Below are 19,768 nucleotides of genomic sequence, written 5' to 3'. Positions count from 1 at the left end.
GGAGTACCCCGAATGATCACGTCCAAGGTCCGGTCCGGAGACACGCTGAGTGGAATCGCTGCCAGGTCCAGCACCGGGGAGAAGCCGGCCTCCAAGAAGTTCGTCGACTACACCGTGAAGAGCGGTGACACGTTTTCGGGCATCGCGGCGAAACACGACCTCTCGCTGGCCGCATTGAAGAAGCTGAACCCCCAGGTCGCGAACATCAACGTCATCCAGCCGGGCCAGAAGCTGCACGTGAAGGTCGTGAACGCGCCCGCGCCTGAGTCGAAGCCAGCGCCGAAGCCCCAGCCCGGCAAGAACACCAGCGTGCTCCCCAAGGGCATCCCGAACACCGAGGGCATGTCCGAGGCGAAGGAGTACGCGCTCTACTCGAAGTACGTGGAGAAGCACGGCGACGCCAAGGCGAAGCAGGACCTCGCGGCCGGCAAGCGCGTCATCGTCGGCCTGAGGGTGAACACGCCCTTCACCAAGGACCAGCCCTCCCGCGGCACCTACGACGATCGGCTCGTCGTCATGTGGAAGGACAGCAGCGGCAAGCCGCACGTCGAGGAGTTCAAGGCCAACACCGAGCCCAACCGCCGCTGGGCCGATGACCCGAGCCAGAGCACCAAGCCGGTCGGCCGCCTCGTCGGCAACCAGACCTACCACTACAAGAAGAGCTTCAACGGCAACTTCGGTGGCAACATCCTCTCGCCGGACCTGCGCTACGGGAACCCGACCGTGCGCCGCGACACGAACCGCGACCACCGGATCAACTCGAAGGACGACGTGTTCAGCGGCGACTGGGGCGGACAGGCCTACTACTTCCATCGCGGCGGAACGAACGACACGTACTCCGCCGGCTGCCAGACGATGGACCAGGGCCGCTTCAACAACTTCTGGGCCGCGCTCGGCCCTCAGAAGGAGTTCAGCTACGTCCTGGCCCAGGTCGGCTGACGTGGCGTAGCGCAGAGGACGGAGGGGGGTGTCGCCCCCCCCTGTAGCGCCGGTCAGGCTCCGCGCAAGGTCCTCGACTCCCGAAGCAATGTGCCCCTGGCCGCGGTGGGCGACATGCACCCGGACGGCCGCACGTCGGCTACTCGTACCAGGTTGGCACGATGCGCCGGACCTCCGGCAGCGCCGCGAGCTGGCAGAGCTCGTTCCACGCGGTGTCCGTCAGCGCGCCGTGGCGCGAGGTGCAGGCGTCCTCGTGGAGCGGGTAGAGGAACAGCGTCTCCGTGGCCGTGTCGCAGCCCGCCCGCCCGCGTGACGCCATGGCCGACACCGACGGGGCAATCCGCTTCACCTCGGCGTGCGCGGCGGGTGCGTCCTTCGGCACGCAGAACTCGACCGCCCCGTCGTTCTGGCAGCCCGTCTCCCGCGTGAAGGCGAGCTTGTGGGTGGGGCAGCCGGCCGTGCCGCGCGCGGCGGCCGTGTCCGGGGCTGCTCGCGACGCCGCGCCAGCGGGGTTGCCGGTGCAAGACGTGCCGCAGGCCAGCAGCGCGAGCAGCGCCAGGGACGAGACCACCGACCCGGAGGGACGACGCACGATGACCACCTTCCTTCGAGCGGACGACCTCCCTCCTACCACGCCCCGCGCGGGCGAGCGCTCCCCGGTCCAACGCCCCTGACGCCGGTGTAACGCACCGAGCAGGGTGCACCGCGCAAGTCCACTCGCGATGTCCCCTGCGTCCGCGGCTCCTGCTGGGGGCTGCCTCGGCGCCACCCGCGTTGGCGCAAGCCTTGCGGTGGAGTTACCTCGCGAGCTGGCGCCGCCGGGGAACGGCGGCCGCCAGCACCGCCAGGCTCGCCAGCAGCCACGAGGAATCCCCCGGGCCCGCCGAGCATCCGCCGCCCTCCTCCGGGTCCGGTGGGTCCGGCTGGAGGTCGACCGTGAAGCTCACGACGGCGCTGGCCGGGCTGGTGCTCCCCAGGTGGCGCGCCGTGGCGGTCACGCCGTGGATGCCCTCCGTCAGGGGTGAGGTGGCGGTGAAGGACCAGGCGCCGGACTCGCTTGAGGTGACGGTACCGACGTCCACGCCATCCACGACGAGGGCGACGGTGCTGCCCGGCCGGGCGGAGCCGGAGAAGACGGGCGTGGGGTCGTCGAGGATGGCCCCCTGGCCAGGCGAGGTGATGACGGGGGCTGCCAGCACCGGCGGCTCCACCGTCACGGTGAAGGTGCAGGTCGCGGTGTTGCCGGCCGCGTCGGTGGCGGTGACGGTGACGGAGGTGGTGCCCACGGAGAAGGTGCTGCCCGGGGCGTGGCTGTAGGCGGTGCTCACGCTTCCTCCCTCGTCCTGGGCGGTGGCGGTGAAGGACACAGGAGCGCCCGAGGCATCGGCCGCGGTGGCCGTCATCGCGGCGGGGCACGTGAGCCGCGGTGGCGTGGTGTCCATGCCGGACAACGAGAGACGGAGCTTCCACAGCTCGCGGCCCGTGGTGCCGTCATCGGCCTGGAAGAGGAGCGAATCTCCGACGGTGAAGAATTGACTCGGGTAGGAGGACGCGGCACCGGGCGCCAGGTCCAGCAGCCGCACCGTGCCCTCGGCCGTGCCGTCGGACCGCCACAGCTCCATGCCCGAGGCACCATCCCGCGCGGAGAACACCACCATGTTCTCGGAGGGAATCGCCAAGAGGGGCTGGTTCGCGAGCCCCGAGTCACCTCCGGGCAGGACATCCTTGACGAGCACGGTGCCCTGGGCGGTGCCATCGCTCTTCCACAGCTCACGGCCCTCGGTCCCCGTGACCGCCGAGAACAGAAGCCGGTCGCCGAGCACGGACAATTGGGTGATGCCCGAGCTGGCGAACCCGGGGGCGAGGTCCTTGACGAGCACGGTGCCCTGGGCGGTGCCATCCGTCCTCCACAGCTCCCTGCCCGTGATGCAGTCATCGGCGGTGAAGTAGACCTGTCCGTTGAACGCGGTGTAGCCCGTCGGGCTCGAGCTCGCGCTGGTGGGGCAGAGATCCTTGAGGAGGATGGTGCCCTCGGGGGTTCCATCGGAGACCCATGGCTCTTCGCCGTCGGAGCTGTCCATGGTCATGAAGAGCCTGTTGCCCACGGCCTTCGCCTCGCGGATCGAGATGCTGTCGACGAAGGCCTTGAAGACGACGGTGCCTTCGGGGGTGCCATCCGTCGTCCACAACTCACTTTGCATATCGCGGTAGGCAGAGAAGAAGAGCCTGTCGTTGAAGACCGCGAATCCTCCCACCGAGTCGAAGCGGGTTCCCTCGCGGATGTCCTTCATGCGCACGGTCCCCTCGGCGGTGCCGTCCGTCTTCCACAACTCGCGACCTGAGGTGCCGTCGCCGGCCTTGAAGAACAGGGCCCCCTTGAAGGCGACCATATCGAAGGGAAAGGAGCTGGAAGCTCCCGGACTGATGTCCTTCACGAGCGCGGTGCCCTGAGCGGTGCCATCCGTCTTCCACAGCTCGAACCCCGAGCTGCCGTCATTGGCCATGAAGAACACGGAGCCACCGACAGGGGTGAGGTTGAGCGGGGAGGAGCCGGCGGCGCCCGGGCAGATGTCCTTCACGAGCACGGTGCCCTGGGCGGTGCCATCCGTCTTCCACAACTCGCGACCCGAGGTGCCGTCGTTGGCCACGAAGAGGGCGCCCCCGTTGAAGGGCACGAAGGAGTCGGGCCATGCGTCCGACCCGGGGGGCTGGATGTCCTTCACGAGCACGGTGCCCTGGGCGGTGCCATCGCTCCTCCATGGCTCCCGGCCCAGCTCGCCCCCGGCGGAGAAGACGAGCACGCCGTTGAGGTTGTGCAGCCCGCTCGGGGACGCGCTGGCGGGCCCTGGCGAGAGGTCCTTGACGAGCCCGGTACCCGGGGCGGTGCCGTCCGTCTTCCAGAGCTCGACCCCGGTGCTGTCGGTCCTGGCAACGAAGTAGGTGGCGCCATCCATGCCGGTGAAGCTCGAGGGTCTCGAGCTGCCAGGGCCCGCCAGCAGGTCCTTGACGAGGAGCGTGCCGGGCTCGGTGCCATTGCTCCTCCACGGTTCGCGCCCGTGGGTGCCGTCATCGGCCGAGAAGTAGAGCGTGCCCCCCACGTCCACGAGTGCGGTGGGCGCCGAGCCGGAGGCACCCGGAAGGAGGTCCTTGACGAGCGTGGTGCCAGAGGACGTGCCGTCGCTCCTCCACAGCTCGCGTCCGGTGGTGCCGTCGTTCGCGCTGAAGAAGAGCGTGTTGCCCACCGAGGTGAGCTCTTCCGCGCCACCGCCGGAAGCGAAGCTCTTGAGGCGGCCCGTGCCAGACAATGTGCCGTCGCTCTTCCAGAGGTCGTCGCCATCGGTGAAGAAGAGGGTGCTCCCCACCTTCCTGAGCCGCAGGCAGAAGCTGCCCGTGATGAAGTAGGTGCCGGCCTGGGTGCCGTCGCTCCTCCAGAGCTGGTAGTCCGCCAGGAAGTAGAGCACTCCGTTCAGCTCGGTGAGCTCGGTCGGGTCCGCGTCGGACAAGGACTCCGGGGAGCCGCGGTTGGGGATGACCCTGACCAGGACGGTACCCGCGGCAGTGCCGTCGCTCTTCCACAGCTCGAAACCCACGCGGCCATCATTGGCCACGAAGAAGAGCGTCCCATTGACGACGGTGAACCGGGATTGCTGGCCGAACCACATGGAGTCTCCGGCTCCCGGCCAGATGTCCTTGACGAGAACGGTGCCCGCGGCGGTGCCATCGCTCTTCCATAGCTCGCGGCCCGTGGCGCCATCATCGGCGAAGAAGAAGAGCGCCCCATTGGCGACGAAGAGGCTGTCGGGACCGTACGCGTCCAGGTTGGGATTGATGTCCTTGACGAGGACAGTGCCCGCGGCGGTGCCGTCTGTCTTCCACAGCTCTTCGCCCGTGGTGCCATTGTAGGCCACGAAGAACACGGTGTTGCCCAGCTGGACCAGCTCCCGCGGGTCCGAGCCCACCGCCTCCCTCACCACGGGGTTGATGTCCTTGAGCAGTGAGGCCGGGCCCGCCCCCACTGCCTCCGGTGCCCGGTGGGAAGTGCTCTCCGAATCCGGCTCCGCGGACAGCGGCATGCACCCCCACGCCAGGAGCAGCCCCCCAGCCATCACCGCGGCCTTCATCCAGACGCTACCGGACATGTGTCTCTCCCCCCTCGAAGGCCTCTCGGCCTCGAAATCCACAGCTCGCGCACAGCGGGAGAGACGGCGAGCGGCGAAATCATGCAGAAGAAATGCGGGCTATTTCTCCGCACCTCCGGGCTCGAGCCGGTGCTGTGCGTTTTCCGACGATGCGCACGCCGACAGTGCTGGTCGACTGGAGCACCTTCCGGCTGGACTCCAGCTCATCCCCACGCGGCAAATAGCCCGGCCGCGGAGGGGGCGTCGTCCGGAATTCCAGCATGAGACGGGCGCGGCCTGCCGACTTCATGTGCGGCTCACCGGGAGGCTTCAGCGCCCCGCCGAGCCGTGCGCCCCGCCGAAGGACGGCGGGCGAGGACGGCGTTGATCTCCGCCCCCAGCATCAGCGCGAGCGAGGAGATCCACAGCCACAGCAGCAGGATGATGATGGCCCCCAGGGCGCCATAGGTGACGCCGAAGGTGTTGAAGCGGGAGACATACCCGGCGAAGCACAACGAAGCGGCGAGCCAGATGAGCACCCCCGCCACTGAGCCGGGCGTGATGAACCTGAACCCGCGCCGGGTATTCGGCAGCACCGAGTAGAGGGTCCCCCAGAGCAGCATCATCAGCAGTGCCGCGAGGGGAAACCGCAGCCAGTCGGCCAGCGTCGCCCAGGGCTCTCCGAGCCGCGTCGCGAAGGCGGGTGCGGCCACCGCGACAATCCCGGCGAGTGGCGCCAGGACGGCCGCCGCCAGCATCACGCCGAGCGCGATTCCGAAGACCTTCCAGCGCGGACGGCTCTCCGTCACGCCATACGCGGTATTGAGGGCCGTCATGAGACTCACCACGCCGACGGTCGCCGACCACACCGCGGCCAGCGCGCTGAACGTGAGCATTCCCCTGCCGGGCCCGGAGGTGAGCTGCGCGAGCTGCGCATAGACGAGCTGGGTGAAGGCCGGTGGAAGCGTGCGCCCCAGCGCACCGATGCGCGCCTCCACCTCCGAGGGTTGGATGGCGAGGCCCGCCATGGCGACGACCAGGAGCAGGAAGGGGAACAGGGCGAGGACGCCGTAGAACGTGAGGGCGGCCGCCGCGTCACTCAGCTTGTTGCGCCGCCACTCGGCTCTCAATCCCGCCAGGAGGCCCCTCCACTCCGCCGCTCTTCCGGCCCAGCGCCTCCGGGGCCTCACGGGGCGTGTCTCCGCGACGGCCGCTTCCCTGTCGGTCAGGCTCCGGGACACGCGTTCCATGGTCATCTCCTGGACCAAAGGTAGCCTCACCGATGCGCATCTTGAGGTGGGGGACGGCCCGGGTTTCCAACCTGGAGCCACCGCCATCCAAGGAGTCGAGCCATGGAACGCGTAGATGCTGACCGCTTGAAGGGAGCGCTCGCCAAGGTGATGGCCGTGTTGGTCATCATTGGCGCAATCAACTGGGGCCTCATCGGCTTCTTCAACTGGAACCTCGTGGACGCAATCTTCGGCGGCGGCTCACGCGAGCAGACCAGCGCCATCGCGCGCCTCATCTATTCCGTCGTGGGGCTGGCGGGAGCGGCGCTCGCGCTCACCTTCCCGTGGCGCCGGCCGCTGGAATCGACGACGACCACCACCACGACGCGGACGACGGGAGGGAGAGTCAACAGGCGGGCGGACGTGAGGCCCTAGACACCGGCAGGACGCCAGCTGACGGGTGACACCCGGGTGACATGCCGGCGTGTTTTCCGAGCATGAAGATTTCTCTCTTCTTCGCCGGACACTGGGGCCTCTCGGTCCTCTTGCAGAGCCTCTTCCAGCACCGCTACGCGGCCCACCGGATGTACACGATGGGACCGAAGACCGAGCGCTCGCTGCACCTGCTCACCGCGCTGGTGCAGGGTTCGAGCTACCTCGAGCCCCGTGCCTACGCCATCCTCCACCGCGAGCACCATGCCTTCGCCGACACGGAGAAGGACCCGCACTCCCCCGCCCACCACGGCAACCCGGCCCGGATGATGCTCGCGACGGCGCGCCGCTATGCCGCCTTCGTCACCCGGCGCAAGCAGCCGGAGTCGCGCTTCCTCGGTGGATATCCCGAGTGGCCCGCCCTGGAGCGCACCTTCGGGCACTGGCCGTCCCGCGTCGCCTTCGGGGCGCTCTACACGCTCTTCTACCGGCGCTTCGCCACCCGGCGCTGGCAGTACCTGCTGCTGCCCCTGCACTTCGTCATGGGGCCGGTGCACGGCGCCATCGTCAACTGGTGCGGCCACCGCTACGGCTACCGCAACTTCCGCACCCGCGACGAGTCCCGCAACTCACTGCCCATGGACGTGCTGTGCATGGGCGAGCTGTTCCAGAACAACCACCACGCCCGGCCGGCCAACCCGGACTTCGCCTCCCGGCGCTTCGAGCTCGACCCGACCTGGCAGGTGATGCGGCTGCTGGCCCGGCTGAAGCTCATCCGCCTGGCCCATGTCCCGAGAGGCCAGGACGTGGAGGCAGCCCAGGAGCCCCTCCAGATGCCGGCCCGCGCGCGGTCTGTCATCCCGCGTTCCGAGATGATGGAGGACGCCGTGGCAGCCACACCGTGAAGACTGTTCCAGTTTCACATCCGCTACACACAAGGGATTGACAGACGCCCGAGACACGTCTATCTGCTGTCTCAGCATCCAGAGCGGCCTCCGCTTCACGCGGTGGCCCGACAACCTGGGGTCGGACCTCCAAGGTGTCCAAACGATGCGGCTCAGGGAGAAGAACCTCCACGGGCAATCCAAGAGTCCGAAGCAGAGGCCACCCCTCAGCTTCGGTGAGAGAGGACCCCCGTGGTTCCGTCCACCCGTGCCGCATCCCTGAACGCCACCGCTGACCGCCTCAAGTCGTGCCGTGTCCTGGCCGCGTGTCGGTGTTGCGCCCGAATGCGCCGGCCCGGCGGCCACCGCTAGTCCGCGTCCGCCAGGGCCCCGCCTCCCCCAATTCCTCTCACTTGCCGTAGGCGCGCGTGCGCCGCGACGGGCCTTCGTGTGCCCGGAGCGCGAGGCGTGTCTGCCTTTGACTGTCTTCAGGGGCCCGAGCGGCCCTTTCGAGGTTCGCAGATGAGCAGCGCTCCCTTCCAGGTGATGAAGTTCGGAGGCTCCTCCGTGGGCTCTCCCCGGCGGCTCCGTCAGGTCGTCGAGCTGATTGGACGACACGCGAAGCAGGGCCCTCTCGCCGTCGTCGTCTCCGCCATGGGCGACACCACGGACTGGCTGATTGAAGCGGCGGGGCTCGCCACGAAGGGAGACCTGGAGGGCGCGCTGACGGTGGTGGCGCGCATCGCCCACCTCGCCAAGACGAACGCCGCCGCGCTGGACCCCGCGCGCTCCACCGTGCTCGCGGCGCGGGTGGACACGCTGCTGTCCCCCTTGCAGCAGTTGCTCCAGGGCATCTCCCTCACCCGCGAGTGCTCGGCGCCTTCGCGCGACCGGGTCCTCTCCTTCGGCGAGCTGGTCTCCGCCACGCTCCTCGCGGAGCTGCTGACGGCCGCGGGCACCGAGGCCACCTTCCGCGACGCACGGCAGTTGCTGGTGACGGACGACCGCTTCGGCGCGGCGCGGGTGGACGTGGCCCGGACGCGCGAGCGGCTCCAGGCGTCGGTGGCGGGCTGGAGGACCTCCGTGCCCGTCCTCCCCGGCTTCATTGCCGCGACGCCCGACGGACGCACCACCACGCTGGGGCGCAACGGCTCCGACTACACGGCGGCGCTGGTGGCCCAGGGCATCGACGCGACGGAAGTCACGGTGTGGACGGACGTGATGGGCCTGCACACCGCCGACCCGGACCTGGTGAGCGACGCCTACCCCGTCGCGCACCTCACGCACGCAGAGGGACTGGAGCTGGCCGCCGTGGGCGTCCGCATGCTGCACCCGCGCACGATGATTCCGCTCATCGAGGCGGGCAGCTCCCTGCGCATCCGCAACACGATGCACCCGGACCACCCGGGCACGCTCATCGACGCCATCGGCTCGCGGGATGGTCAGCGGCCCACGTGTATCGCCACGCGCGAGGAGCTCGCGCTGCTCGGCATCGAGGTGCGCAAGCTGTCGGACCAGTTCCAGCTCGGCGAGCGGGTGCTGGCGGCGCTGCGCGAGGCGGAGGTGACGGTGTGGCTGTCCGCGCAGTCGGCGAATGGCCAGTCGCTTGCCGTCGTCATTCCCCGGCCCGACGTGCTGCGCGCGCAGGGCGCGCTGGAGCACGAGCTGGCCCAGGAGCTGTCACGGCACGAGGTGGAGCCCCTCGCCATCCGCGAGCCGGTGACGCTGCTGACGCTGGTGGCCGAGGCCATGGGCCACGGCGTCAACGTCGCCGGACGCTTCTTCAGCGCGCTGGGCGCGGTGGGCGTCAACGTGCGGGCGAGCGCCCAGGGCGCCAGCTCGCGCTCCATCTCCTGCGTCGTGGACGCGGCGGACACCGCCATCGCCGTGCGCACCACGCACGCGGCCTTCAACCTGGCCCACCAGCAGGTGAGCCTGTTCCTCCTCGGCCGGGGCACCGTGGGCGGCCAGCTGTTGGCGCAGCTGCGCGCGCAGCAGACCCTGCTCAAGGACAAGCACGGCATCGCGCTGCGAGTCGTCGGCCTCGCGGACAGCCAGCGCGCCCTGTTCGACGCGGCGGGCCTGCCGCTGGAGGGACTGGAGGAGCGGCTCGCGCGCGCGGAGCCGGTGGACCCGGAGACGCGCACGCTGGTGCCGCTGCTGGACGAGCTGCGCCGGCTGCCGGTGCCCATCCTCGTGGACTGCACCGCCGCGAGTGGCATCGAGGCCCTGTACACCGAGGCGTTCCAGCGCGGCATCCACGTGGTGGGGGCCAACAAGAAGCCGCTGGCGCTGCCGTGGAATGACCGCGAGGCACTCCTCACCGAGGCCCGGCGCCACCACGTCGCCTACCACTACGAGACGACGGTGGCGTCCAGCCTGCCAGTCATCGACACGCTGGCGAACCTCGTCCGCACGGGCGACACGGTGCGCCTCATCACCGCGTCGCTGTCCGGTAGCGTGGGCTTCATCTGCAACGAGCTGACGGCCGGCGTGCCGCTGTCGGTGGCCGTGCGCACCGCGAAGGAACGGGGCTTCACGGAGCCGGACCCGCGCGAGGACCTGCGCGGCACGGACGTGGCGCGCAAGGCGCTCATCCTCGCCCGGGAGCTGGGGCTGCCCCTCTCCCTCTCCGACGTGGCGCTGGAGCCGTTCGTCCCCGACGAGCCGCGGTCCGGCACCTCCGTCGACGCGTTCCTCCAGGGGCTGAAGTCGCAGGACGCGGCGTACGCGGACCGCGTCACCCGCTGCCGCCACGCCGGCACGGTTCTGCGCTACCTGGCGCGCATCGACCCGTCGAAGGTGGGCACCGGCTCGCCCGTCATCCGCGTGGGCCTCGTCGCCGTGGAGGCCGGCCAGCCCGCGGCGGACCTGCGCGGCTCCGAGTCCTTCGTGTCCTTCACCACCACGCGCCACAGCGACTTCCCGCTCACCGTGCGCGGCGCGGGCGCGGGCGGCGCGGTGACGGCCTCGGGCGTGCTGGCCGACATCCTCCGCATCTCCCAGACGCTGCGAGGCCGCTGACCGCCTCCCCTGTCTCCACTGAAAGAAAGAGCCCCTTCCATGAAACTCGCCACCGCCCTGGTCCACGCGGGCGTACGCAGAGACCCCGCCACCGGCGCCATCGCCGTCCCCATCTACCAGTCCGCCACCTACCAGCACCCCGCGCTCGGCCAGTCCACCGGCTATGACTACTCGCGGACGAAGAACCCCACCCGCTCCGCGCTCGAGGACGCACTGGCGGGGCTGGAGGGCGGCAGCCGAGGCCTCGCCTTCAGCTCCGGCATGGCGGCGCTGCACTGCGCGCTCCAGCTCTTCGGGCCGGACGACCACGTCATCCTCACCGAGGACCTCTACGGCGGCACCTACCGGCTGGTGGACCGCATCCTCCATGTCCCGTTCACCTTCGTGGACACCACGCGCCCGGAGGCGGTGCGGGCCGCGCTGCGTCCCAACACGCGGGCCATCGTCGTGGAGTCACCCACCAATCCGCTGATGAAGACGGCGGACCTCCCGGCGATTGCCGCCATCGCGCACGAGGCCGGCGCGCTGCTCATCGTCGACAACACCTTCCTCACGCCGTGGCTGCAGCGGCCGCTGGAGCTGGGCGCGGACATCGTCGTGCACAGCGCGACGAAGTACCTCGCCGGGCACAACGACGTGGTGGCCGGCGCGCTGGTGGCGAAGGACGCGGCACTGGGCGAGCGCCTCGCGTATCTACAAAACGGCATCGGCGCGATTCTGGGCCCGCAGGATGCGTACCTCGTGATTCGCGGGCTGAAGACGCTGGCGCTGCGCATGGAGAAGCACCAGGCCAACGCGCGCGAGGTGGCCGCGTGGCTCGGCGCGCACCCGCTCGTGGAGCGGGTCTTCTACCCGGGCGTGGGCGGCATGCTGTCCTTCAACGTCACCGAGGCGGCCCTGGTGCCCGGGGTGCTCGCCTCCGTCCAGGTGTGCCTCTTCGCCGAGTCGCTCGGCGGCGTCGAGACGCTCATCACGTACCCAACGACCCAGACCCACGCCGACATCCCCGTCGCGCGCCGGGAGCAACTGGGAATCTCAGACCGACTGCTTCGCCTCTCCGTGGGAATCGAGGACTGTCATGACATCATCACCGACCTGGCCCAGGCGCTCGAAGGAGCCCGCCGTGCGAACCCGCTTCGCGACGCGCTTGCTACACACGGGTCATGAGACCGACCCCGCCACCGGCGCGGCGACGGTGCCCATCTACCAGGTGTCCATGTTCGACCAGCCGGGCTTGGACAGGCCCGGCGAGTTCGACTACGCGCGCTCCGGCAACCCGACGCGCAAGGCGCTGGAAGGCGTGCTCGCCGAGTTGGACGAGGCGCACGCCGCCTTCGCCTTCGGCTCCGGAATGGCCGCCATCTCCACGGTGCTGATGCTTTTCAGCGCGGGGGACCACCTCGTCGTGACGGACGACTGTTACGGCGGCACCTACCGCGTGCTGACCCGCGTGTTCAGCCGCTTCGGGCTCAAGGCCACCTTCGTGGACACGAGCAACCCGGACGCGGTGCGTGCCGCCATCCGGCCGAACACGAAGGCATTGCTGGTGGAGAGCGTCAGCAACCCGTTCCTCCGCCGCACGGACATCACCGCGATGTCCAGCATCGCGCGCACGTGCGGTGCGCTCCTCATCGTCGACAACACCTTCCTGTCGCCATACGTCTCGCGGCCGCTCACCGAGGGCGCGGACATCGTGGTGCACTCGGCCACGAAGTACCTCGGAGGCCACAGCGACGTCGTCGCGGGGACGGTGGCGGTGAAGACTCCGGCGCTGGCGCAAGAGGTCTACTTCCTCCAGAACGCGGTGGGCGCGGTGCTGGGGCCCCAGGACTGCTTCCTCCTCCAGCGCGGCATCAAGACGCTGGGGGTCCGCATGGAGCGGCAGGTGCGCACGGCTGCGGCGCTCGCTCGCTGGCTCGCGGACAGGCCCGAGGTGCGAGAGGTCTTCTACCCGGGCGCGGGCGCGGTGGTGTCCTTCCGGCTGGAGCAGGACGCGTGGGCGGCGCCCTTCGTGGAGGCGCTCCAGTTGCCCCTGCTCGGCGTGTCGCTGGGCGCGGTGGAGAGCATCGTCACCGTGCCTGCTCGCCACTCGCACGCGTCCGTTCCCGCCGCCGAGCGGCAGCGGCGCGGCATCACCGACGGGCTCATCCGCTTCTCGGTGGGGCTGGAGGACCTGGAGGACCTTCAGGAGGACCTCGCGCTCGCATTAGGCCAGGCGCTGCGTGTGGCGGCGTGAGCGGCACGTCGAGTTGACACGCTCGCGGCGATTCATTACCTGAAGGGCCGATGCTCATTTCCGTCGCCACGTCCGGTTCCTGTTGCGGAGGCATGTGTTGCCATGCCCCCACGGGTCCGTCCGTTCGCGCGCGCTGAGCCTCCCTCACGCACCTCGTGTCGACCGGCCCGTTACCCGCCTCTCGGGAACGGGCCGTTTCTTTTCCCCTCCTCCGTGCTCCGGCCGGAGGCGGGGCCTTCCACCACGCGGTGACGACACGTCACCCAGGAGTCCTGGATGTCTCGCAGTCCCCATGAGGTCGCGGCGCCGTGATTGAGCTTCGAGGCGTCAGCAAGGTGTACGGGCAGGGCGCGCACGAGGTGCCGGCCCTGCGGAACGTGTCGCTGCGGGTGGAGTTCGGAGAGGTGTTCGGCGTGCTCGGCCAGAGCGGCGCCGGCAAGTCCACGCTCATCCGCTGCCTCAACCTCCTGGAGCGCCCCACGACGGGCGAAGTGCGGGTGGACGGGCGGGACATGCTGGCGCTCGGTCCCGATGAGCTGCGCGCCGCGCGACAGGGCATCGGGATGATCTTCCAGCACTTCAACCTCTTCTCCTCGCGGACGGTGGCGGGCAACGTCGCCTTCCCGCTGGAGGTGGCGGGCTGCTCGCACGCGCAAATCCGCGAGCGTGTGGACGAGTTGCTCGCGCTGGTGGGGCTGTCCGACAAGGCCGGGGCATACCCCTCGCAGCTCTCGGGCGGGCAGAAGCAGCGGGTGGGCATTGCCCGGGCGCTGGCCCCTCGTCCACGCGTCCTGTTGTCCGACGAAGCCACGTCGGCGCTGGACCCGGAGACGACGCGCTCGGTGCTCGGGCTGCTGCGGGACATCAACCGTCAGCTCGGGCTGACCATCCTGCTCATCACCCACCAGATGGAGGTGGTGAAGTCCATCTGCGACTCGGTCGCCGTGTTGGAGCGCGGACGGGTGGTGGAGCAGGGCAAGGTGGTGGACCTCATCGCGCGCCCCGGCACCCGGCTGCACGACCTGTGCTACCCGCGCTCCGTGCCGGTGGACGCAGCCGCGGCTCCCGGAGGCCGGAGGGTGGAATTGTCCCTGGTGGGTGAGCACTCCACGCGGCCCATCCTCACCACGCTGGCGCGGCGCTTCGGCGTGGACGCGTGGCTGCTGGAGGGCTCGATGGAGCGCGTGGGAGAGACGCGCGTGGGCCGGCTCCTCTTCGAGCTCACGGGTCCGCCGGAGGCGGTGGACGGAGCACTGGGCTTCCTCCGCGAGCAGGGCCTGACGCCGCGGGTGCCCCATGTCTAGCGAGCTGCTGCGCTCCCTGTGGGTGGCCACCGGCGAGACGCTCTACATGACGTCGGTGGCCGCGGTGCTGGTGCTGCTGGCGGGACTGCCGCTGGGCGTGCTGCTGGTCATCACGGACCGGGGTGGGCTGTGGGAGCGGCCGGCGCTGAGCCGCGTGCTGGGGACGCTCGTCAACGTGGGCCGCTCCGTGCCCTTCATCATCCTCATGGTAGCCATCGTCCCGCTCACGCGCGTGCTGGTGGGCACCACCATCGGCACCACAGCGGCCATCGTTCCGCTGGTGGTGGCGGCGATTCCCTTCATGGGTCGCGTGGTGGAGCAGGGCCTGCGCGAGGTGGACGCCGGGCTGGTGGAGGCCGCCGTCGCCATGGGCGCCACCCGCCGTCGCGTCGTCTTCGGCGTGCTGATTCCTGAGGCACTGCCTTCACTCGTGCGCGGCACGGCGCTCGTGGTCATCAGCCTGCTCGGCTACAGCGCCATGGCGGGCGCGGTGGGCGGCGGCGGACTGGGCGACCTGGCCGTGAAGTACGGCTACATGCGCTTCCGCACCGACGTCATGCTGGGCTGCCTGGTGGTGCTGCTGGTGCTGGTGCAGCTCGTCCAGTGGCTCGGTGACGGGTTGGCCTCGCGCTTCGAACGCGCGTCTTCCTGAACCTCTTCCTGGAGTCCACAACCGTGAAACGCTTCTTCGTCCCCTTACTGCTCTCCGCTGCCGTGCTGCTGGCCGGCTGCAAGGCCCCCGCTTCCGATACGTCCACCGAGGTCGTCCGCATCCTGAGGGTGGGCGTCAACCCGGTGCCGCACGGAGAAATCCTGCGCGCCGCCGCTCCCGTGGCCCTGCGCGAGGGCCTGCGTCTCGAGGTGGTGGAGTTCACCGACTACGTGCAGCCGAACATCGCGCTGTCGGATGGCCAGCTCGACGCGAACTACTTCCAGCACGTGCCCTACCTGGAGCGCTTCAGCGCCGACCGGAAGCTGTCCCTGAGCAGCGTGGGTCCGGTGCACCTGGAGCCGCTGGCGCTCTACTCCACGAATTATCGACAGCTCGCGGAGCTGCCCGAGGGTTCGCTGGTGACGATTCCCTCCGACCCCAGCAACGCGGCCCGTGCGCTGCGGCTGCTGGAAGCGCAGGGGCTGGTCCGGCTGCGAGAGGGCGCGGGTGCCACCGCCACCGTGCAGGACGTGGTGGGCAACCCGCGCCGACTGGAGCTGCGGGAAATCGACGCGGAGCAGCAGCCGCGGACCCTGGAGGACGTGGCTGCCGCCGTCATCAACGGCAACTACTTCCTGGAGGCGCAGAAGCACCTCGAGCTGAAGGCGAACGTCCTGGCCCGCGAGGCACCGAGAAACAACCCGTACGCCAACGTGCTCGCCGTGAGGAAGGGCGACGAGGGGCGGCCCGAGGTCCAGGCGCTGGTGCGGGCGCTCCACTCCGAGGAGGTGCGGAAGTTCATCGAAGCGCAGTACGGCGGCGCGGTGGTGGCGGCGTTCTGATCAGTCCGGACGTTTGAAGTCGTCCGAGCGCACGCCATAGCGCTTGAGCAACCGGTGCAGGCTCTCGCGCTCCATCCCCGCACGCTCGGCGGCGTGGGTGACGTTGCCGCCGAACTCCTGCATCAGCGCGGAGAGGTACTCGCGCGACACCGCGTCCCGCGCGCTGTCCACCGCCTCGCGGTAGGGCAGCTTCGCCAGCGCCTCGGCCGGGACGCCTCCGGCCGAGGCACCGCCGGCCTCCGCCACCCGAGCCGCGCCCAGCTCCGGTGGCAGGTCGTCCACGCCGATGCGCGGCCCCTGCGCCACCGCCACCGCACGGGCCACCGCGTTCTCCAACTGCCGCACGTTGCCGGGCCACGCGTACGCAGTGAAGGCACGCAGGGCCTCCGGCGCGAAGCCTTCCAGCTCCGGCCGGCCCGCTCGTGAGAGGAAGTGCAACGCCAGCAGCGAAATGTCCTCACGCCGCTCGCGCAGGGCTGGCAGCCGCACCGTCACCACGTTGAGCCGATAGTAGAGGTCCTCGCGGAAGCGCCCCGCCGCCACCTCCGCGGCGAGGTCTCGATGCGTGGCCGCAACCACCCGCGCATCCACCTTCACCGGCGTGGTGGTGCCCACGCGTCGCACCTCCTTCTCCTGCAACGCGCGGTTGAGCTTCACCTGCACCGGCAGCGGCAAGTCTCCAATCTCGTCCAGGAAGAGCGTCCCGCCGTGCGCCTCCTCGAAGAGGCCGGCCTTCGCCATGGTGGCGCCGGTGAAGGCGCCCTTCGCATGGCCGAACAGCTCGCTCTCCACCAGGTCAGCAGGGAGTGCGCCGCAGTTCACCGCCACGAAGGGCTTCGCCTTGCGCGGGCTCTCCGCATGCACCGCGCGCGCCGCCAGTTCCTTGCCCGTGCCCGTCTCCCCCGTGAGCAGCACGGTGAGGTCCCTCACCGCCACCTGGGACAGCAGCGCGTGCAGGCTTCGCATCGCAGCGCTTGCGCCCAGCAGGCCATGGAGGTCCGGTGCCGTCGCGAGCCGCGCCTTCAGCCCCGCCGCATCCTTCCGCTGCCGCCGCTGCTCCAGCGCCCGGGCGACGAGGAGGGCCACTTCGTCCGGGTCGAACGGCTTGGAGAGGTAGTCGTACGCGCCCTCCTTGATGGCCTCCACCGCCTTGGGAATGCTCGCGTACGCGGTGACGAGCACCACCTCCGTGTCGGGCGCGCGCCGCTTCACCTCGCGCAGCACCGCGAAGCCGTCCGCTCCCGGCATCTGGATGTCCGTCACCACCACGTCGAACTCGCGCTCCGCCAACCGTGCGAGCGCCTGCGTCCCATCCGCCGCCTCCGTCACCGCGTAGGCGTCTCCGAGGATGCGCGCGAACAGCTTGCGCATGTTCTCCTTGTCGTCCACCACGAGGACGGCCGGCTTCTGCGGCGTGCTCATGCCATGGCCTCCTGCGCGGGCGACGCGGGCGGCAGCCGCAGCGTGAAGCGCGCGCCTCCCAGCGGCCCCGTGTCCGCTTCAATCCGCCCGCCATGCGCCTCCGCGATGGCCTGGCTCACCGCGAGCCCCAGCCCCGTCCCCGTCGGCTTCGTGGAGAAGAACGGCTCGAAGAGACGGGGCCGGTCCTCCGGCTTCACCCCGGGCCCGGAGTCCGACACCGCGACGCTCGCTCCGCCGTCCGGCGCCGCTTCGATGTGCAGCGCCACCGTGCCACCCTGCCCCGCGGCTTCCGCCGCGTTCTTGATGAGGTTGAGCAACACCTGCCGCAGGCGCGGAGGCCACGCCCATGCGGACGCGTCTCCCTCCACGCGCACCTCCACGTCGCCCAGCCGCGAGGATTCACGGAGCCGCTCCACCACTTCCTCGCAGACCTCGCGCAGGGGCACGCGCTCCACCGGGCCGCGCCCCGGGCGGGAGAGGTCGAGCAACCCTTCGACGATTTCCTGGCAGCGCACCGCCTCTTGCTCCACCACCTCGAGGTCCTCCGCGAGCGCCCCTTCTGCCTTGCGCTGGAGCAGCCGCACATAGCCGAGGATGACGCCCAGCGGGTTGTTGATTTCGTGCGCCACGCCCGCCGCCAGCCGACCGATGCCCGCGAGCTTCTCGTGCTGGACGAGCTGCGCCTGGTGTGCTCGGAGCGCCTCCGTCATCCGGTTGAACTGGGCCGCGAGCTGGCCGAGCTCACCCGGGTCGCCCTCGGGGATGCGGGTGTGCAGGTCGCCGCGTGCCAGTCGCGCCGCGCCCTCGGAGAGCCGCGCCACCGGCCGCGCCACCGAGTTACCGATGTAGATGCCCACGCCCACGGCGAACAGTGTGGCCCCGCCGAGGAACAGCAGGGCCCAGCGGAAGCTCGCGTGCTCCACCGCGCCCACGTGCGCCTCGAAGGAGCCGATGGAGGTGTCGAAGCGCTGCGCCAGGGAGTCCGCCCTCGCCTGGATTTGGGACACCAGTTCCAGCGCGCGCCCGTGCGCGGCGGTGATGGCGGCCTGGTCCTTCGCAAGCACGGCCGGGAGGAGCGTGTCGTGGTAGAGCCGGTTCAGCGCGTCGCCGTTCTGCTGGATGTCCGCGACCCAGGTCTGCTCCTGCGCGTCGCGCGCCTGCTCTCGGAGCTTGCGGGTGAGCGCCTCCACGCGGGCCCGCGCCTCGTCGTGGAAGCGCACGTGGCTGGCGTTGCCGAGGATGATGGTGTGCGCGAGGTGCGCGTACTGGTCCCTCACGGCGGTGGCCAATTCCAGCGCGTCCCGGACGCGGCCTCCCGCCTCGCGGAGCGCATGCGAGCCGTCGTGGATGTCCGTCAGCCGGGCGAGCGCGAAGCCGGACGCGGCCGTGAACAGCGCCACCAGCGCGCCGAAGGCCAGGAGCAGCTTGCGAGTGGTGGAGCCGGAGGGGGAGAGCATCTCGCCCTCTATATAGGGGAGTGAGGCCCGGGCTGCTCACTGTGCGGCGCGGAGATGCCCCGCGGGGTGGGTACGGGCTGGGGAGGGCCCCCGGTAGGCTCGTCAGGCTGCTTCCTCTGCCTGGGGGAACGCCGATGCGCTGGCCGGCCACGTGGGTCTGTTCGCTGTCTCTTGCCGTGCTCGGATGTCCCGAGGTGCACAGGCCGGGAGGCCTTGCCGACAAGGCCGCTCACAGGGATGCGCTGGAGAACATCCCCAACAGGGAGTGTTCAGAAGCGGAGCACGCGATGTTTTGCGAGAACGGCAAGGAGGACAGCGAAGAGTGCCTCCGGAGGTGCGGGGAATGAGCTGGCGCACGGCCGTCGGCGCCTGTGTCGCCCTGCTGTTCCCTCTCCCCATGGTGATCCTCCTGGGCAGCGCTCTCCGGCTTGGAATGCCAGAGCAGCAACTGGAGCACGGGCGAAGGGTTGCACCGGTACTTCGCAGCGAAGAGCGACTGCGGCTGCAGAGCTATCACCGCAACTGCAAGCGCGACTCGGACTGCGAATTCCCCATGGGCTGTCTTTCGGATGCCCGGGCCAAGGCCAACTACTGCTCTGACAGCCAGTGCCTGACGGACATGCAATGCGGTGATGGGGAGGTATGTCGAGCGCTGACAACCTTCGGCGAAGGCCCGCTGGTACGTATCTGCGTCCCAATCGGTATTCGCAAGGAGGGGGAGCTGTGCGTCGAGATTGGGAAGGACCTGCACGATGCATGTGGTCCCGGGCTCATCTGTGGTGGACAAGCGGGGTTCTGCGCCCGCACGTGTAACCAGGACGACCCGAACTCCTGTCCGAAGCACTACGCCTGTACGGACACCAGACTCGGCCCACTCTGCCTGCCGACCTGCGAGAAGTCCGGGTGCCCCGAAGGCCAGGAGTGCATCCACTACGAAGAGGGCGCCTCCTCCTGCGAGAAGGTCTACGGCACCAACTGCCAGACGACCCCGTGTCCCGAGAATCAGAAGTGCGAGCTGGACCACGAAACGGAGTACCCGGCCACCGTGTGGATGCAATGCGCGCAATACTGCCGCAAGGACCGGACCTCCTGTCCTCCCGGCCTCATCTGCGACAACTGGGCCTGCCAGCCCCCGTGCGAGCCGAACGGCCCCAACACCTGCGCGGAAGGCTACCGCTGCAAGAAGGCCCGACCCACGCGGCCGTGGGTCTGCCTCCCGGACTGGTAAC

The 19,768-nt window shown here is 69.9% G+C and carries 15 protein-coding genes and 1 riboswitch; of the genes, 10 read left to right on the top strand and 5 right to left on the bottom strand.

All coding sequences use genetic code 11. The features are described 5' to 3' along the window. The first annotated feature begins 12 nt into the window (after positions 1–12). Positions 13–939, top strand: coding sequence for a LysM peptidoglycan-binding domain-containing protein (locus tag G4D86_RS05720; protein WP_163990285.1), 927 nt, complete (start codon positions 13–15; stop codon positions 937–939). 139 nt (positions 940–1,078) lie between these two features. Here G4D86_RS05720 and G4D86_RS05715 read toward each other — a convergent pair whose 3' ends face one another. The 3 genes from G4D86_RS05715 to G4D86_RS05705 all read right to left on the bottom strand — a co-directional run bounded on the left by G4D86_RS05715 (position 1,079) and on the right by G4D86_RS05705 (position 6,307). Then, positions 1,079–1,531 carry a hypothetical protein gene (locus G4D86_RS05715; protein ID WP_240360060.1) on the bottom strand — a complete coding sequence of 151 codons (453 nt, stop codon included), beginning with the start codon at positions 1,529–1,531 and terminating at the stop codon, positions 1,079–1,081. A 205-nt stretch (positions 1,532–1,736) separates the two neighbouring features. Further along, complete coding sequence (locus G4D86_RS05710; RefSeq protein WP_163990283.1) at positions 1,737–5,078, bottom strand: ELWxxDGT repeat protein; 3,342 nt, start codon at positions 5,076–5,078, stop codon at positions 1,737–1,739. A gap of 296 nt (positions 5,079–5,374) precedes the next feature. Then, complete coding sequence (locus G4D86_RS05705) at positions 5,375–6,307, bottom strand: YihY/virulence factor BrkB family protein (protein WP_163990281.1); 933 nt, start codon at positions 6,305–6,307, stop codon at positions 5,375–5,377. Between the two features lie 102 nt (positions 6,308–6,409). Here G4D86_RS05705 and G4D86_RS05700 point away from each other — a divergent pair, with 102 nt between their 5' ends. The 8 genes from G4D86_RS05700 (at position 6,410) to G4D86_RS05665 (ending at position 15,660) form a co-directional block, all read left to right on the top strand. After that, a complete protein-coding gene (locus G4D86_RS05700) occupies positions 6,410–6,721 on the top strand; it encodes a DUF378 domain-containing protein (protein ID WP_163990279.1) in 312 nt (103 codons plus the stop codon). A 62-nt stretch (positions 6,722–6,783) separates the two neighbouring features. Continuing rightward, positions 6,784–7,623: an acyl-CoA desaturase gene (locus G4D86_RS05695; protein ID WP_240360059.1), complete on the top strand. Its 840-nt coding sequence runs from the start codon at positions 6,784–6,786 to the stop codon at positions 7,621–7,623. Positions 7,624–7,692: 69 nt separating this feature from the next. Next, positions 7,693–7,815, top strand: a riboswitch (SAM-I-IV-variant riboswitch). Between the two features lie 309 nt (positions 7,816–8,124). Then, positions 8,125–10,626, top strand: coding sequence for a bifunctional aspartate kinase/homoserine dehydrogenase I (thrA, locus tag G4D86_RS05690; protein ID WP_163990277.1), 2,502 nt, complete (start codon positions 8,125–8,127; stop codon positions 10,624–10,626). 39 nt (positions 10,627–10,665) lie between these two features. Further along, a complete protein-coding gene (locus tag G4D86_RS05685; RefSeq protein ID WP_163990275.1) occupies positions 10,666–11,793 on the top strand; it encodes an aminotransferase class I/II-fold pyridoxal phosphate-dependent enzyme in 1,128 nt (375 codons plus the stop codon). After that, the gene (locus G4D86_RS05680; protein ID WP_163990273.1) at positions 11,705–12,862 is read left to right on the top strand and encodes a trans-sulfuration enzyme family protein; all 1,158 of its coding nucleotides are present in this window, start codon (positions 11,705–11,707) and stop codon (positions 12,860–12,862) included. The genes G4D86_RS05685 and G4D86_RS05680 overlap by 89 nt, the downstream gene beginning before the upstream one ends. Before the next feature lie 308 nt (positions 12,863–13,170). After that, positions 13,171–14,166: a methionine ABC transporter ATP-binding protein gene (locus G4D86_RS05675; protein WP_163990271.1), complete on the top strand. Its 996-nt coding sequence runs from the start codon at positions 13,171–13,173 to the stop codon at positions 14,164–14,166. Continuing rightward, positions 14,159–14,818: a methionine ABC transporter permease gene (locus G4D86_RS05670; RefSeq protein WP_163990269.1), complete on the top strand. Its 660-nt coding sequence runs from the start codon at positions 14,159–14,161 to the stop codon at positions 14,816–14,818. Before G4D86_RS05675 ends, G4D86_RS05670 begins: the two co-directional genes overlap by 8 nt. Positions 14,819–14,841: 23 nt before the next feature. Continuing rightward, positions 14,842–15,660 carry a MetQ/NlpA family ABC transporter substrate-binding protein gene (locus G4D86_RS05665; protein WP_163990267.1) on the top strand — a complete coding sequence of 273 codons (819 nt, stop codon included), beginning with the start codon at positions 14,842–14,844 and terminating at the stop codon, positions 15,658–15,660. Here G4D86_RS05665 and G4D86_RS05660 read toward each other — a convergent pair whose 3' ends face one another. Together G4D86_RS05660 and G4D86_RS05655 are read right to left on the bottom strand one after the other, a co-directional pair. Next, positions 15,661–17,082: a sigma-54-dependent transcriptional regulator gene (locus G4D86_RS05660; RefSeq protein ID WP_163990265.1), complete on the bottom strand. Its 1,422-nt coding sequence runs from the start codon at positions 17,080–17,082 to the stop codon at positions 15,661–15,663. After that, positions 17,079–18,539 carry a sensor histidine kinase gene (locus G4D86_RS05655; protein ID WP_163990263.1) on the bottom strand — a complete coding sequence of 487 codons (1,461 nt, stop codon included), beginning with the start codon at positions 18,537–18,539 and terminating at the stop codon, positions 17,079–17,081. Before G4D86_RS05655 ends, G4D86_RS05660 begins: the two co-directional genes overlap by 4 nt. A 343-nt stretch (positions 18,540–18,882) precedes the next feature. Between G4D86_RS05655 and G4D86_RS05650 the strand changes: the two genes are divergently transcribed. Then, positions 18,883–19,767, top strand: a complete 885-nt coding sequence (locus tag G4D86_RS05650) for a hypothetical protein (RefSeq protein WP_163990261.1) — start codon at positions 18,883–18,885, stop codon at positions 19,765–19,767. Position 19,768: the final 1 nt, after the last annotated feature.

Origin of the sequence: Pyxidicoccus caerfyrddinensis, assembly GCF_010894405.1 — a bacterium.
Classification (GTDB): Bacteria; Myxococcota; Myxococcia; order Myxococcales; family Myxococcaceae; genus Myxococcus; species Myxococcus caerfyrddinensis.
The sequence above is the reverse complement of the archived record's forward strand: the minus strand, read 5'-3'. Positions and strand labels throughout refer to the sequence as shown.